Origin of the sequence: Nocardia acidivorans NBRC 108247 (genome assembly GCF_001625085.1) — a bacterium.
Lineage (GTDB): Bacteria > Actinomycetota > Actinomycetes > Mycobacteriales > Mycobacteriaceae > Nocardia > Nocardia acidivorans.
Map to the genome: position 1 here is coordinate 144,979 of NZ_BDAW01000014.1, position 14,947 is coordinate 159,925.

20 protein-coding genes are annotated in these 14,947 nt (G+C 64.1%); 1 reads left to right on the forward strand and 19 read right to left on the reverse strand.

Annotated elements, in window-relative coordinates; genetic code table 11:
• Positions 1–15: 15 nt before the first annotated feature.
• The 9 genes from NA10_RS08925 to NA10_RS08965 form a co-directional block, all read right to left on the reverse strand.
• Positions 16–402: a DUF7426 family protein gene (locus tag NA10_RS08925; RefSeq protein ID WP_067565799.1), complete on the reverse strand. Its 387-nt coding sequence runs from the start codon at positions 400–402 to the stop codon at positions 16–18.
• Positions 403–413: 11 nt separating this feature from the next.
• Complete coding sequence (locus NA10_RS38130) at positions 414–1,064, reverse strand: DUF7426 family protein (protein WP_218021486.1); 651 nt, start codon at positions 1,062–1,064, stop codon at positions 414–416.
• Between the two features lie 19 nt (positions 1,065–1,083).
• Positions 1,084–1,854, reverse strand: coding sequence for a phage tail tube protein (locus NA10_RS08935; protein WP_157556244.1), 771 nt, complete (start codon positions 1,852–1,854; stop codon positions 1,084–1,086).
• A complete protein-coding gene (locus NA10_RS08940; protein WP_067566140.1) occupies positions 1,851–2,291 on the reverse strand; it encodes a minor capsid protein in 441 nt (146 codons plus the stop codon). Before NA10_RS08940 ends, NA10_RS08935 begins: the two co-directional genes overlap by 4 nt.
• Positions 2,288–2,629: a minor capsid protein gene (locus NA10_RS08945; protein WP_067565805.1), complete on the reverse strand. Its 342-nt coding sequence runs from the start codon at positions 2,627–2,629 to the stop codon at positions 2,288–2,290. The genes NA10_RS08940 and NA10_RS08945 overlap by 4 nt, the downstream gene beginning before the upstream one ends.
• Positions 2,630–2,643: 14 nt before the next feature.
• Positions 2,644–2,970 (reverse strand): hypothetical protein, encoded by a 327-nt coding sequence (locus NA10_RS08950; protein WP_157556246.1) that lies wholly within the window; start codon positions 2,968–2,970, stop codon positions 2,644–2,646.
• Positions 2,967–3,392 (reverse strand): hypothetical protein, encoded by a 426-nt coding sequence (locus tag NA10_RS08955; protein ID WP_067565812.1) that lies wholly within the window; start codon positions 3,390–3,392, stop codon positions 2,967–2,969. Before NA10_RS08955 ends, NA10_RS08950 begins: the two co-directional genes overlap by 4 nt.
• Before the next feature lie 82 nt (positions 3,393–3,474).
• Positions 3,475–4,365: a phage major capsid protein gene (locus NA10_RS08960; RefSeq protein ID WP_067565816.1), complete on the reverse strand. Its 891-nt coding sequence runs from the start codon at positions 4,363–4,365 to the stop codon at positions 3,475–3,477.
• A gap of 30 nt (positions 4,366–4,395) precedes the next feature.
• Positions 4,396–5,118, reverse strand: coding sequence for a hypothetical protein (locus NA10_RS08965; RefSeq protein WP_067565819.1), 723 nt, complete (start codon positions 5,116–5,118; stop codon positions 4,396–4,398).
• 184 nt (positions 5,119–5,302) lie between these two features.
• On the opposite strand from NA10_RS08965, the gene NA10_RS08970 reads away from it, so the two are divergent.
• Positions 5,303–5,731: a hypothetical protein gene (locus NA10_RS08970; protein ID WP_157556248.1), complete on the forward strand. Its 429-nt coding sequence runs from the start codon at positions 5,303–5,305 to the stop codon at positions 5,729–5,731.
• A gap of 12 nt (positions 5,732–5,743) precedes the next feature.
• On the opposite strand, the gene NA10_RS36530 is transcribed toward NA10_RS08970, so the two are convergent.
• The 10 genes from NA10_RS36530 to NA10_RS09015 all read right to left on the reverse strand — a co-directional run bounded on the left by NA10_RS36530 (position 5,744) and on the right by NA10_RS09015 (position 14,716).
• Positions 5,744–5,914 (reverse strand): hypothetical protein, encoded by a 171-nt coding sequence (locus NA10_RS36530; RefSeq protein WP_157556250.1) that lies wholly within the window; start codon positions 5,912–5,914, stop codon positions 5,744–5,746.
• Entirely contained in the window at positions 5,911–7,695 is a 1,785-nt protein-coding gene (locus NA10_RS08975; protein ID WP_067565826.1) for a phage minor capsid protein, read from the reverse strand. Before NA10_RS08975 ends, NA10_RS36530 begins: the two co-directional genes overlap by 4 nt.
• An 18-nt stretch (positions 7,696–7,713) precedes the next feature.
• Entirely contained in the window at positions 7,714–9,396 is a 1,683-nt protein-coding gene (locus NA10_RS08980) for a phage portal protein (protein WP_157556252.1), read from the reverse strand.
• A 2-nt stretch (positions 9,397–9,398) separates the two neighbouring features.
• On the reverse strand, positions 9,399–10,706 hold the full coding sequence (locus NA10_RS08985) for a PBSX family phage terminase large subunit (RefSeq protein WP_067565832.1): 1,308 nt from the start codon (positions 10,704–10,706) through the stop codon (positions 9,399–9,401).
• Positions 10,703–11,143, reverse strand: a complete 441-nt coding sequence (locus tag NA10_RS08990) for a helix-turn-helix domain-containing protein (protein ID WP_157556254.1) — start codon at positions 11,141–11,143, stop codon at positions 10,703–10,705. The genes NA10_RS08985 and NA10_RS08990 overlap by 4 nt, the downstream gene beginning before the upstream one ends.
• A gap of 366 nt (positions 11,144–11,509) precedes the next feature.
• A complete protein-coding gene (locus NA10_RS08995) occupies positions 11,510–11,950 on the reverse strand; it encodes an NUDIX domain-containing protein (protein WP_067565837.1) in 441 nt (146 codons plus the stop codon).
• The gene (locus tag NA10_RS09000) at positions 11,951–12,574 is read right to left on the reverse strand and encodes an AAA family ATPase (RefSeq protein ID WP_157556256.1); all 624 of its coding nucleotides are present in this window, start codon (positions 12,572–12,574) and stop codon (positions 11,951–11,953) included.
• Positions 12,571–13,200, reverse strand: a complete 630-nt coding sequence (locus NA10_RS09005; protein WP_169812551.1) for a 3'-5' exonuclease — start codon at positions 13,198–13,200, stop codon at positions 12,571–12,573. Before NA10_RS09005 ends, NA10_RS09000 begins: the two co-directional genes overlap by 4 nt.
• Complete coding sequence (locus NA10_RS09010) at positions 13,197–14,207, reverse strand: radical SAM protein (RefSeq protein ID WP_245677103.1); 1,011 nt, start codon at positions 14,205–14,207, stop codon at positions 13,197–13,199. Before NA10_RS09010 ends, NA10_RS09005 begins: the two co-directional genes overlap by 4 nt.
• Positions 14,208–14,368: 161 nt before the next feature.
• On the reverse strand, positions 14,369–14,716 hold the full coding sequence (locus tag NA10_RS09015) for a hypothetical protein (protein WP_067565845.1): 348 nt from the start codon (positions 14,714–14,716) through the stop codon (positions 14,369–14,371).
• Between the last annotated feature and the right edge of the window lie 231 nt (positions 14,717–14,947).

Sequence of the window (14,947 nt, forward strand, 5' to 3'; positions counted from 1 at the left end):
CGGCTCCGATCAAAGTTATTCGGCGCGAGCGTCTTTCGCCTCGTCGTCTGCCGTGGAGGAGTCGAGAACCGCTTGGATGTCGACGAAGTCGGCGAGCTGGGCGAATTGCCAGTTGGCGCGACCGAGACTCGGGCTCGCACCGAAGTGCAGCAGTGCCGTACGGCCTGCGTGCATGGCCATGGTGTCCGGGATTCCGTTGCGGGCCATCTCTTCACGCGCGGGACCGAGAATCTTGACAATCTCGTCGTATTCCTTTGCAGCGGACAGGGTGTCGTCGAGCACGAGCAGCCGCAGGCGGTCAGCTTCAGTCACGCCAGGGCTCTTGACCTTGTAGATGACGCCGCCAATGGGCAGCGAGAGGTCCGGGTCGTAAAACTCGGCGAGGTCGCGGAGCGCGGCCATAGAAGTAGTCCTCACACGGTAGGGGGAAGGATTGCGCGATACAGCCGTGTCGTAGGCGAACTGGCGAGGTCGCGGATGCGCGCCTCCAACCAGCGCCACGGACGTTCGTGCAACACACCGGAATTGACGTCCACTCCGAACACGGAGTGCATGTCGAGTTCGATATCGCGCCAGCACGCCAGCACTTCTCGCCACGAGAGGGTGGGGGCAAGGGCGTTGACCGGTGCCATCTCCGGTGGGTTGAACCAGGCGCGAAGGCCGCTCGCTGGGTCGATGGGGCCGCCGCCGGGATCGTCCGGTCCGAGATATCCGGGCGACGAATCATCAACGGAGACACCGGGTTCTCCATCGGCGTCGAGATCTATCTCGCCGTTCCAAAACGCTGCCGCCGCATCCGGGCTCTTGCCGAAGTGCAGCAGGGCCGCGCGTCCGGCCAATCCGATGATGGTCGAGTCTGCGCCTAGTCGGTCCAGCTCATCCCACGCTGCGCCGAGTAGTCGCCGCACCTCGACACGCTCTACCTCGGGGGTGAGCGCGTCGAGGTCAGCGAGAAGCCTGCGCAGTCGCAGCCCATCCCATGCGGAAGGGGAGACGACGCGCACGAGCTGGCCGCGCACCGGCAGGTACAGGTCCGGGTCTAGGAACTCGTCGAATTCCTGCACGATGCGTGCCTTTCCGGGATCAGGCGACGGTGATTGCGCCCGGCGGGGTCAGGCTCGAGCCGGAGGCCGTCACGGTCGTGACGGTGCCGGGCAGGCTGACCGTGTACGGGCCGCCCGCGCTGCCAGTGACTTCCGCCTTGCCCGCGCCCACAGTCGTCAGAAGCTCCAGCGCGGTCTTAACCGCGTCCTTGGTCGCGTTGTAGGCGATACCGGCCGTGGTCTGACCGTCCACGGTGACGGTGAAGGTGCCGCCAGTCGCGGTCGGGAGGGTGATGGCCTTTGCGGTAACGGTAGTCGGCTTGGCGATCTTCTTGTGCTGGCCCTTGCCGGTCAGGGTGACGGTGAAGCCGTACAGACCCTCCTTGTCGTCGGCAGCCGAAACCCAGGAGACGGCGAAGTAACCTTCCTTGGCTTCGTCGATGCCGTCGGTACGCCAGTAGCGGACGTGCGCCGTGTTCGCGGAACCGATGTCCTCGCCATGTCCGCGCAGCTTCTCCTGACCGGGGTCTGCGACGAAGCCCGGCGCAATGTTGCCCTTACGCAGGCCGCCGAGTTCCAGGTTCTCGCCGATCGCAGTCGCGATCTGGCTCTTGCGGCCATTGGAGTGGATGTCGCCGTCGTCCTGGAGTGTGATGTCGTTGGACGGCGAGACCTTGTTCAGGCCCATCACGAACACCCATTCAGGGGTAGCTGCCTGGGCGGTGCCGTAGTTGATGTCGACCTGGACGGCGTAGTCACGGGCGAGTGCGGTAGCCATGCCCGCGGAGTTGGGGGCCTGGAGAGTGGTCACGATGTCGTGCCTCCTGGATTGAGGGTGAAAACGTATGAGTCGGCGCGCTCGAACCGGCCGTTGGAATCTGGGGTGGTGAGGCCGCGAACCTTTCTGCGGCACAGCAGCACTCGGACGCCGCCTGGGAAGGTTAGGTGGGTCTTGTCGTGCAGGATTGCGTTCGCGTCGTCGGCGATCCGGTCGACGCTGCGCGGGTCTCGTCCGGGGAGACGCCAGCGCAGCTGCACGTATACGTCCGGATTGTGGTCGTCGCGGTCGAACAACTCGTCGTAGACCGTGATAGCCAGCGCTGCCTCGGGTTTCGCGGGAAGCAGGTTGAAGAACGTCGCCGGGATATCGCCCTCCGCGTACGCGCCGACAAGCTGGTATCGGACAAGTCCAGCACTGTCGAGGTAGCGGGCGAGGGCGTCGACGAACGTCGCGGTATCGGTGGTCATGACCCGATCCACCGCGTAACAGCGGCGGCCACGATGGCTTCGAGTTCCGGACCGAACTGGTTGAGCGGCTTCTCCAGGTACTTCGCGCTGCGGCCGTTGGGGTGACGGTAAGTCAGATCCTCGTGCTGGCGGAGCGCATACGGGGTGTTGAAACCTACACGCCCTTTGCCGTCGCGAACCTCAGCTACGCCCGAGTTCTGGAGATGCCCCTCCTCGATCGGAACGAGCGAATTCGCCTGCGCTAGTAGCACTTCAGCTGCCTGGAACAGGCCCTCATTCAGGCCAGTGCTGGCGGATGCTGCGATTTGGCGGCCGTCCCATCGCATCGAAAATGCCATCGTGCGGCCTCCTTCTATTCGAGGTAGACGACTTGGGTATCGGGGAAGGGCGGACCGGCATTGGATGCGGTCACAGACACAACATCCGCAGTGCCCCCGCCGAATTCAGCCGGTAGGGCCACCTCGGAGCCGGGCGGGATGGAAGCCACCGATGGAGGGAAGACGATCGTGGTCGACGAGGTGATCTCGTCGCCGCTGCCATCGCGCACCACTTGCCGCTTGACCGCAACGTTGCCGCGTTCGGCTGTCGGGGCCGCGTATTCCGGCCCCGCCGCGCCGGTGCCGACATATCGACGCACCAAAACCATGTGATGCCAGAACATTCCGAGCGGGTCACTCATCGGCGCGCCACGCTCAGGGAGCCGAGCCCAACGTTGCGCAGTTCGGCCCATGCGGCGTCGGCCAGCTCGGTGAGCAGCTGGGCGCGAGCGGTGGCCTGGTCGCCGGTGTAGCTGACCGAAGACCCGTTCGTCGAGGCGGCGGCAACGGTCGGGGCGATCCCTGCCGCGCCCGCGAGTGGGTTGATATCGTTGCGGATCCACTCACGAACCTGGACGCAGGTCGCTACTGCCAGCGCGTCAGTCAGCACGGGGTCGGTTGGCGTGCCAGCTGGAGTCGCGTCGTACAGGTCGTTCTTCGTCGCTGTCCGCACAAGTCGTGTGGCCTCGCGGATATATCTGGCGGCGTCGCCCTCGGCGAGCTTGTCGAGCTGGGCCGCCGTCACATGCTCGGCAAGCTGGTCGACGGTGGCGTACGTGAGCACGAAACCTCTTCGGGGATAGGCTGATCAGCGCATCCTCGACGCCGGTGATGGGGCGTTGAGGATGCGCTCACTCAGGGAAGGATCAGGCCGGCGGGGCGAGCAGCACCGAAGCGGAGGCCAGGCCCTCGGGCCGGAAAACCTTGCCGCCGTAGATGTTCACACCACGCACGATGTTCGCGAAGCGCTTCGGGTCGCGGATGGTCTCGACGTTGGACAGCTGGTTGGCGAACGACAGAGCCTCGGAGATGCCCGCGACGATCACGTAGTCGTCCTTGTTCGCGCCAGCACCGCCGACCTTGTTGATGTTGTTCGACTCCAGAATGTCGAAACCGGCCATGCGGCCGACGGTGCCGTTCAGCAGCGGGCCGACACTGCCCAGCTTTTCCGCATTGATGAAACGCGCGTCCAGCAGCAGCGGCGAGAGCAGCTCGGGCGGGATGGCCAGGTAGCGGCCGGTCTTGGGGACCGAGGCGCGATCCAGCTTCTCGCGCAGCTTGACCGCGACGCGGTACATGCTCAGCTGACCGGCGGTCGCCTTCTCGGGCTCGGCTTCGGTCACGGTGATGCGGCCGAGGTTGTTACCTGCCAGCACACCAGCCTTGAGCTGGTTGTACAGGAACAGGTCGACCTGGTTCTGAAGCTTGTAGCCAGCGCGAGCAGTGGCCGGGTCCTCGAAGTTCTGTGCGGCCTGGAGCTTCTCGATGTCGTTGACGCGGAAGCCGAAGTAGTCGCCCTGGTCGATGACCATGGCGGTCTCGCCGTCGGTCAGATCCTCGACTTCGAGGTCGGTGGTCTTGTCGTACTTCTTGACCGTCGGATCACCGATGGACGAGACGTGGACGGTATCGCCCTTCTCTCGGATGGTGCCCTCATACTTGCGGTTCGCCACCTTGGGCTGGCCGAACACCAGATCGGCTTCGAACGGCAGTAGGACCTGATCGGACCAGAATTCGGGAATGAAGTTGATAGCCATGCGGCCACTCCTTGAGAGGGGGTGTGGGGGTTACTTGCGGCCGAGGATTTGGTTCGCTCGGCCTTCCTTGACCGCCTTCACGCGCTCCGTCGGCGAAAGTGCCTGGTACTGCGCGTAAGTGAGCTGGCCGGAGTTCTCGCCCTTGCCAGAGCCGGTGTCAGCGCCGGAGCGCTTCGGGGGCTTGGGCGGCTCAGCCGCCGGGGCGAGGCGGAACTTGGGGCTCTTCTCGACGGCCTTGGCGATTTCCGCTGCCACCTGGGCGGCGAAGTCGTCGGCGCTGGCGTCGAGCTTGGAAACGGTCGCGGCGAAGGTCCGGGAGTCGAGCAGAGCATCTGCGTCGATCTCCTTGCCTGCGGCGCGGAAGACGGCCAGTTCGATGCGGGCCTCGTGAGCCTCGTCCACGGCCGACTTGAGCTGTGCAGTCAGCTTCTTCGGATCACTGGCGTCCTCGTCGGAGACGAAGCCGAACAGCTTGCCAACCTGGTTCTTGAACTCAGTCAGGTCGGTTTCGGCCTTCTTGGCGCGGGTGCGGTAGCTGGCGGCATCGTTCCGCGCGGTCCGCAGCCGCGGATCGTCGGCCTTGCTGCCCTGCGGAGCACCGGCGGTACCTTCGCCGCCTTCGGGGGCATCGACACTGCCGGACTCCTGTTCCCCGCCCTGCGGGGCATCTGGAGTATCGGACGTGGTGTCGGGGTCGACGGCGTCGGCCTCGGGGGTCGACGGTGCGTCGGTGACGGTCGGGGCAGTGGACATGACGAACCCTCCTGGGGTGCTGTGTGATTGGTGCGTCCGCGCCCGGCGGGCACACGAAGGACGCCCGCTTGCTAGGGCGAGGCGTGGGTTTCGGAGATCAGATTCGCGAAAGTGTCACAGATAGGCTGATTGCCGAGTTCTGCTGTGCCATAATGTCGTTCGCTTTCATGATCAAAGGGGAGACATGTTCAATCGAGGCCGTGCGGCTGTCGTGATCGTCGTCTGCGGACTTGCGCTTGCGGGGTGCGGCGGAGACAAATCCGATGCCAAACAGACGAACGAGCCAGCCTGCAAGACCTTTCAGACCCAGATGAACAAGTACCTCGCGCTCATGGCTGCAGGGAAGGGGACGATGACACTTCCGCAGTACAACCAGACACTGAAAGACGGCGTTGCGGACCTGGACAAGATTTCGTTGACCGCCGCAGGCGACGTGAAGGATCGCATCTCGGCTGTAGTCGGGCAGCTGCCTCCTGACGAGCCGCGATCGGTCACATATTCGGGCGCGACAGGAAGAGCATTCAACAACGGCCTGCAGCGCGTTGAAACTGCTTGCGAGGCAGACGGGTTCAAGATCGCTGTGGACAGGTTGAAGTACAACCCCATCGGATAATCGCAAGCGCCGTCACTTGGTGTCATCGTCAAGTGCGTATTTCAGGCGACCGCGCAGCCACATGCGGGCTAGCAGTGCTCGGGCGCTCCCCTCCGGCGCAGGCGCGTACGGATTGACGGCGTCAACCTGACTAGCAGCGGCAAGGCCCTCGTGATAGGAGTGGTAGAGATCGCTTCCGCTCATCGCAGGAAATCCTTTCTCGCGCTTCGTATTCGGTCTGCCTCCTGTGGATCGAGCAGGTCCGCCCTGAACTCATCGAGCGTCGGGCGTCCGTGCTGGTCCCAGAATGCGCGCAGTTCTTCGGATGCGTACTTCTCGGCTGCCTTGGCGTTACCGAACCACAGGGAGCGCGGATCTATCCCGGCCGCCTGCCCTGCCTTACTGAGCATGTAGCCGTTCGTGGCCTCTTCAGCTCGTAGCCACTGCCCGTAGGCGTGATCCTTGTACGCGTGCCGCGACAGGTCTTTGAACGACTTGCCCTCGTACCCCTGCCCGCGCAGCATTGAGATCGCCGCTTGCGAGCGTTGGGTTTTCACCGAAATGCCATACGCCTTCTCGACCGCAGATTCGTGGTCCCAGCCTTCGGCTATGAGCTCGTCGTACTCGCGCTCATAGCCTGCCCACCGCTCGGCCCGCTTGGCAGCGAGCTTGCGGCGATGCTGATCCTCGACCTCGATACGGTCGAGCAGATCCATATCGAGACCGTTGACTGCCTTCTCAGCGAGATCAGCGAGTTGTGTGTCGTCCAAGTGCTCCAGCTCGCGCCTGCGCCGCGGCAACTTGGATTCCACCATCTCCGTTTTGGCCGGTAGCTCTGGCGGATTCGGATTGCGAGTGAGCGTGTTCAGGCTGTGGGCGTTGCCAGCGTTGCCGTCGCGCAGCTGCTCGCGATGGTTGCGACGTGGAACGCCTGTCCGGCCGACGTGATCGCGGATCGCGGCCTGGCGGGCGCGAACCTTCGTGGTAGCGGACTCCTTGGCTTCCGGCGTGATCGCGGCCGCCTGCTGCCGTTTCGCCTCGCGCACAGCCCGTTCCAGGCGGCGGAGCTTCTGCTCATCTGCGTAGCCCTGTTCGTCGTACGGTTCGACCTTCGGGCGAGGGGCGCCAGGAACCCACAACGTGTGGGTGTGCTTGCAGTTCGGGTGGTGGAGCCCGCTGGCCTGGGCCTCACGCATGGATGCGACGACCGTTTCAGTGACGGGTGCGCCGGTCAGCGGTGACGTCGCTTCGACCTTGCCGTTCGGGGTGTCGCCGGTCAGGGAGACGATGCGGCCCTCGAACTTCCGGCATTGGGGCGCGGGTCGCGGATGGCTGGAGATGACGACCAGGTCGTAGCCTCGCTGCAACAGCCGGTCGGTGTGGCCCTGTTTCAGCGCGCGTAGAGCGGCTGTGCGGACGGCCATTTCGGCGTACGTGTCGATACGCCAGTTGCGTCCGGCCTTGTCTCGGAAGCTGGTGATTCCGCGTGCGGCGAAGTGATCCAGGGCGGCCTGAGTTGCGTCGCGGCGGGTGGCGACGCCTGTTACGACGCGGCCGGATACGTCCGCGACAACCTGCCGGTAGGCGTCCACGGTCGATCGCAGGATCTGCGAATGCGTCGATACGACAGCCGCGGTCGCTTCCGCTGCGAGAGCCGAAACAGCCTCCTGGGAAACGATTGGTGCAGGCGTACTCGATGGCGGTCCTGGAACGTCGGAGTCGGCGGCAGCGACGCCAGTCGCGTGCGCGGCCAGTAGCGCGGCCTCGATCTGTTGGGCGACGAGTGGATCCAGTGACAGCAGGAACCCCCGGGCCTCCGTCGACAGGCGTGCAATTTCGGCGAGCTGCACGCTTACCCACTGCGGGGAGTCGATGCCCTTCTCAATCGCCTTGGCGACGCGGGCGAGTAGCTGTACCTCGGCGTCCGCGTAGATCTGGGCGACACCGTCTTGCAGACCAGCAACGTCGGCGGGCTCGAATGCCATGCGCGAGCCCGCCTTCCGTTATGCAGCGAACGACAGCTCGTCGCCGTCGTCCTCCTTGTCGTCCAATTCGGGGTCCGCCTCGTCGGCGTCCTCGTCTTCGGCGGGGTCTTCCTCGACCGGATCGGTTTCAGGGAAGGGCTGATCCGCGCCGAGTGCCAGCGGGTCGGCGACCGTGCCTTCATCGAGAATCCGTGCAACCTCATCGGCGACCTGTTGGTCGTCGTAGTCCGGATTCAGATAGCGGACCTTCCATTCGGTCGACGCCGCCTTCGCGGATTCGATCGCTTGGAGGGTCTGGCCCATCGACAGCAGCGACTGCCGGGCGGCGGGAGGCCAGCGCACCTCAAGTTCCTGGCCGAGCATCGCGCCCGTGTCGAACACGGCGGCATCCACTTCGATCAGCGTCCGGGCAGCTTGTGCGAGTACGGCTTTCCAGATGCCGGAGCGGGTCTTGAACGTCGCGGTGCTGGCGTCCTTCTTGGCATCGACTTCCGTTGCCGTCATGGCCGCGCCTGAGTCATCCGCGAGTCCGAACGTGTACGGGGAGAACCCGACTCGTCGCAGGATCGCGCGCAGGAATCCTTCGCCGGTACGGAGATGGTCGTCGACTCGGATCGCAAACTGGTGCGCCTCGATGACCGGGTTGCCGTTAGGGACGCCGCCGACCCGCTCGTACACCTCTTGCTCGACGTTGAACGTCGTGCCCTTGCCCGGCCCCTTCACCTCTAGCAGGTGCTCGGAGACCATCAGTCGGGCCTTGGCCAGGCGCACGTCGCGCGCCAGCGACGAATATGTCTCGTCAATCTGGTCCATCAGGCCGATCACAGCGGGGTCGCCGATATCCGAGCGGCCGAAGTGCTGGAGTGTGCCCTTGCCGCGAAAGACGGGGTTGGGCAGTGCGTTCGGGAAGTAGAAGGCGGTCAGGCCGGCAGATCCGGTGTCGACGTAGCCCTCTTCGTTGACCGGGATTCCCTTGGTCTCAGGGTGGGCCGACAGGTCGATTTCGCGACCGAGGGTGATCGCGGTGCCCTCATACAGACCGTGATAGATGCGGCCGTAGACCTGCGTTTCGGTGCCGTCCGAGTGGTATTCGACGTAGCCGGGTTCGTGGCGTTCCAGGTGCCGGAGGACGCGGTCCTCGGATTCGTTCTGGTCCACTACTTCCCAGATGGTCGCGGCGGACAGCTCGCCGTAAATGAATTCGGGCACTACTTGGTCGGCGTCCACGAAGTCCAGCCACGCGTGGTCCTTGACGGTCGAATTCCAGACGATCCGCGCGTACACGCCGCCGAGCGCCGAACCTGACTCCGCGCCGCGCAGCATCGCCGAATGCATTTGCGGCGAGTTCAGGATCTTGTCGATCCGCTCTCGTGCCTCGTCGTTGGCGTCTTCGTCATCCTTGGCAGCGCGGAAGGTGACCGGGTCCGGAAGCAGGAGCGATGCTGCGGTCTGCACGAGGTCGGCAGCGATCGGGATGTGGATCTGCCGGATCTGGTTCGACACATCGGGTTTGGTGCCCCAGAACAGGCGTTTGATTCGATCTCGCAGCGTGCCGCCGAGCCCGGACCGAGCCGGTTCCCCGTGGCTGGCGGACAGCTTTTCGGCGTCGCCTTCCCACCACACCTGACAGGTGGCGAACATCTGGAACGCGGGGGCGAGGTGGCGGGGCGGCCACGGCTGGTTGGCATTAGGCAACGGCATGTCTACGCTGCCTCCTTGGCTGCGGGAATCGGGGTGGCCAGGTGGGAGAACCAGGCGAATTGCGACGATGCGACCGCGTAGCGCAGGGCATCGCAGAAGTGGTCGTCGAGCTTGACCGGCTTGTCGAGGCCCTTGTCTGATTGCTTGGAATCCCAGACGTAGCCGTGGATTTCGGTCAGCAGTCGTTCGCAGCGGTCGGAGATGAACAGCTGGCCGGTGGAGAACAAGGCGGAGACGGTGCGGATGCCGTCCAATACCTCGTTGGTGGCGTCTGCGACGCGGGCGGTGTCGTCGCGGTAGAGCTGGAGTTTGAAGCTCGCCGCGGCTGGGTCGACGAACACCCACTCCGGTTCGTGCTTGGTGTCTCGCAGCCATTCCGCGAGCGCCGCAGACAGTTCGGCGTCGGTGCCGCGAGGCGGGGCCCATTCGTCGATGGCGTACAGCAGGCCGTCCACGCCGATCCCCATCAGGATTCCGGCGGTCGGGTTAGTCGTGCCGTAGTCGATCCCCAGCGCCAGAACGCGCGCCATCGTCGGCAGTTCCTTGTAGGGCAGCTTGTGCTTTGCCTCGTCGAACTTGTCATAGACCGCGCCGTCGGCGACGACCCACTTGCCCAGGACAAAGCGCAGATACCAGACGCCGCTGTAGCTGGACTTCAGCGCCGCAACGAAGTCCGGGTCGAGATTCGGGTTGTCATCCAGGATGAATGTGAACCGGTGGAGATCCAGCGGCCGGTCCGGGTCGCCGGGCTGGAGCCTGGCGTAGTCGTCGCGGCGGTCGAGAATGGTGCCGTCGTCCTGAATCCAGAGCTTTGCGCGGTCAAGCCACTGTGTCTTGAACCAGTGGCGTGGTGACTCCGGGTTGCCGGTCGCGAACATCTGCGCACCGGGCACCGAGAGCCGGGAGAACAGCATGTTCCAGTACGACTCGGGCAGCGTCGGTGCCTCGTCGACGTAGGCTCCCGCCAGGGTGAGGCCCTGGATTTTCGTCCTGGCCGCTTCATTGTTCGCTCCGACGAGAATGACTGTGCGACCGCAGATATTGACGGTGCCGTTGCCTCGGTTGATCGAAACGCGACCCGGCCCGAGCATGTCCTGAATCGGGAGAACGAGGTTGTTGATGATCGTGCGCTCGGTCCGCCCGGTCATGAGCAGCGCGCCGGGTGGCCCCTGGCGGCAATAGCGGATCCAGTCGATCAGCGAGCAGATCGTTTTGGACGAACGGACACTTCCCTCGTAGATGTTCTGGCGCGCGGTCGAGTTCTGGACTGCGAGCAGCTGCTTGCCGACGAGCGGCCGGATTGTGGTCACGCCGCCTGCCCAAGTTCGTCGATGTCGCTGGCGCCGCTGGAAAGCATCGCGTCCAGCCAGGCGTCCACGGCGGGTAGGTCTTTGCCGTCTTGGGCCATCTTCAGCGCAGCCAGCTGGTCGAGGCCGGTGTACTTCGTGCGCCGCTCCATGATCTTCAGGGCGCGGTCAATGGACTGGAGGTCACCGCGTGATGCTTTCTTCCAGATGCCGAGCAGCATCGCGTCCAGCCGGGACAGCTCCAGAGCGAGAAGGGACTCCGCGGGCTCTCGCGTGAGTTCCTTCATCGCTTCATCGACGTAGGCGTGCGCAGTCGAGGTCGAGATGTCGAGCGCTTGGGCGATCTGCCGGTAGTTCGCGCCGGTCTCCCGGAGCTGGAGGGCTTGCGCCATGCGTTTGCGTTTGTCGATGGATACGGGGCTGGTTCGATCTCTGGGCACCTGAGTGCCTCCTCGCGGTGCGCCGGGCGCACCTGGCGGCCGGGGAGGGCGGCCGGGCCGTCTGGGCTGACCGTCCTCGCCCCTCCTCGGAGGCCGGACCTCATCCGCCAATGTGCGCTGTGGTGTGCGCGGGGGCGGCCTTGCCGGGGAGGGGCGAGGAAAGCGAGACGCCCCCGCTACGACCAGCACGCGGCTGGGAGTGGGGGCGTCTGCTGAGGATGCGCGGCACAAGATCGCCGAACGTTCACCCTCGGGATTTCGGAGGCGGTGCAGGGAGTTTTGCACGCGACGCCGACGGCTGGAGCCTACCGGCGGTGATGCGACACTGCGGATTTGGAGTCAGGCACGAAGCGCGTTCCGGGGCGCTTACTGGGCGGTGTTCCACCCGATCGCGGCGAACCGCTCACCTCGCCGAGCAAGGTCGATGCCGACGCGTGTGCTTGTCATCGTGGCGGACGGCAGTTCGTCGACCGGAAACCATTGCAATTCCGAACATACGTGGGGCTCTTTGTTGCTGGGTTCGCCGTCCCAGGCGTGTGCTTGGAAGGTGAACACGATACGAGAGACGCCGTACTGCCACGCGTTCATGTGCAGTACGGCGGCCATCTCGACCTCGGAGGAGCGCAACTGAATGCCGATCTCCTCCCTGGTTTCTCGGAGGGCGGCAGTGACGGCGTCCTCGCCGTGTTCGAGGGAACCTCCTGGTGCGCACCATTGCCTTTCGGCAGCACTGTTCTGGCGCTTAGCGAGTAACACGTGGTCGTCGCGGAGAAACAGAACTTGCACGCACACCGGGAAGTCCGCCATCTATTGCCTTCCAGTCCTGGGTTGTTTGATTCGGTTGTCGATGAAGGTCAGAGCGTTGTAGAACGCATGGTCTCGGGTCTCGCTCGTGACCAGTGTGTGCTCAACGTTGAGCCGCCCAAGCACCTTTTCGATATGAGCGTCGGCCAGCGCGCGAAACGTCAGATCCTTGTCGCGGGGTTTGTTATCTCCCAACGGAAGTTGCGGATTCAGCACTGTCCGCAGCATGAGATCGTAGTGGCAACTGTGCGCGGAGACGAGCTGTTCCAGGGGTGCGATCTTGTCCGGATCAGGCAGGACACCACGGTATTCCAGCGCGGCTTCGTAGTAGCCGAGCGCGTCGGGTACGCCCCGGTCGATGAGTACGACGTCGGCATTCGACCACGCCTCGATCTCGTTGCTGATCCCGCGTGTGATGATCCACAGGGTCGATGCCCAGGTGTGGCGGGACAGGATCGGCAACCCGATCCGCATCGCCTCTTCGCCGAGATCGGCGACGGTCGCTACCTGGATTCGCCTGCGCCGCAACTCAGCTGCCAGCTTCCCGAGGAATGTGGATTTGCCCGAGGAATGGGTGCCCATGACCGCGACCGTGATCGGCCGGTTGACCTCAGTTACGTCGCTCACCACAGGCCGCCTTCGGAGTCAGGCGGTCTCACGAACTCGGGCAGGCCGCCGGCCTGAACGACTCCGTCCCAGTCGAGTTCGCTGTCCCGCACGAGGCGGCACAGCAGCTGCCATGCCGCCCAGGCGTCGTATCCGGCGCGGTGGTGCCCCTGATCGGCCAGGGCGGATGTGTCCAGCTCTGCGTGCTCTATGAGCTTCTCCAGCCCGTAGCCCTTGAGGCCGGGCCACAGGGCTTTGGAAAGACGCAGGGTGTCGAGCACCATGAGCGGCTTCCAATCGGGCAATTGTCGTGACAGCACCTTCTGTTCGACATTCGCGTTGTGCGCCACCAGGACTCGGCCGAACATCAGGCGGCTGATCTTCGGGGCTACGTCCTCCCATTCCGGGCAGTCGGCGACGTCCCGATTGCTGATCCCGTGCACCTTGCGAGTGACGATCGGTGTAATCGGGTTCTTCGGCCGGACGAGCCATGTCCGGATGTCGTCGGGAGAGACGGCGGTACCGGCGACCGGAATGACAGCGATCTCGATGATCTCCGGCGGTACCTGGCCGTTGCCTTCGACGTCGACGACAGCGATATCGTGACCGCGCAGCGCGGCGGGGATCTCTGTGTATGGGGAAGTCACAGTGTCTCCTCGGTTGCGGGCCAGCCGATGTCGGCGCGGCCATGATGATTCAGCTGGTGGGGCCTGGCGACGTCGTGCACCTGATATCCCAGATTGTGTTGCATGAGGTACCGCGGCTGTTCGGGCAAGCCCTCGACCACTATTGCGCGCTCGTTGATCTCGATGAGCGCGCCACCGAGCTGCTGGGCGAAGGCGTCGACCTCGGATTCTGCTGGCCGCTTCCACGCATCGGCGCAACGACCGATCTGCGCAACCGGGCAAATGTCGCACAGTTCGCGGATGCCGTAGTGACCGTTGTAGTCGGCGACTCCGTGAGCGTAGGCCACCCCGCAGGAGGTCTTCCGGAAAAGGGGTGATCCGCCCTCGAATCCCGCCGCAGCGTCGAGAATCCGCTGTTCGAGCGCTTCGGGCATGATCTTTCTTCGAGGGCCTTCGTCGTACGGTTCCGGCAGGCCCTGCGCTTGGAAATACTGCTTGATCTGGTCCTTGTAGAACAGGCCAGTGAAGACGGTGGCGTGCGCGAACCGGCTGAGTTCCAGGCCCCGCCGCAGGTGATTGTCACTGTCATTGAGCCCCGGCACGATCGGCCGCCAGTACAGGATCACCCGATACCGACGTGCGTTCTCGTAGGCGACCCGCAGCGAGGTTGCGGCGATGTTCGAGTCCACTGGCTCGATGCGATCGTCGGAGATGCCCGAGTGCGTAACCAGGATGGTCAGGCGAATATTCTTGAACGAGTTGAGGATTGCGCAATCCTCCGGGTCGATGCGCCACCGGGTGATGACCAGAACGTGATTGGTCAGGCCCTTCAGGTCGAGTAGCCGAAGCATCGCGAAAGTGTGCGGTTTGACGCGGGGCAACATTGGATCAGTCGCTCGGTTGAGCAACTGAATCGGCGTGATGTGCGGCCGGAAGTACTTGTGGGTGACCAGCATTTCTGCTGCCTGGTCCTCCGGCATGAGTGCGCGCGGCACCTTCATGTCGTAGTTGTCGAAGAAGTGCCGCACGCAGTACCCGCAGTCGAGCGGGCAGCCGACTATCCAGTTCAGGCTGAGGCCCGACTTGCGATATTCGACGACATCCCGAAGCGAGGGTTGGAGCGCGGCAATGGTCGCCGGGGCGAGGATCGGCAGCGGTCGCCCGATGACAAGTCCTTCAATCGGAGAGGTCATCTCTGCACCCCGTTCAACTCGGGCAGCTGGCCGGTAGATGTTCTCGCGTAGGTGCTTTCGGGTTCTACGGTGATCACGTCGACGACCTGCACAAGCTCCGGAGGGATCTCGCGACCGTCGAAATGGTGCGCTCCTGGCACGATGACCGCCTCAATGCCCAGTTGCCGCGCCACGTTGATGAGTCGTTGAATCGGTTGGTGGGTGTGCTCACTGAAAGCCACCGTCTTCAGCAGTTGGTATCCCAATCTGCCTGCAACACTTCGCATTCGGGTCTCGTCCCACTCCTGCTGGACTCCGCAGATGTCTTTCCGGAGATAGCCGAGCGCTTTTGGTTTTGCCCTCATGGTCGCCCCTATTCATCGAATCGACCCAGAGGCGCACTTGGCGGATAGGTGCTGTCGATGGCTACCCCTCCGGGTAGGAATCAACTCTTCTACCCACCTGGCTGACGAACGAGTGACCCAACGTGTACTGGACGAGTACTCTCAGGTCACCATGGGGCACAGGGGTAGCCGATGAGCACATGCACACGGTGGTCTGGGGTTGAATGCAAGGCGTTCCGCGATGCAATACGG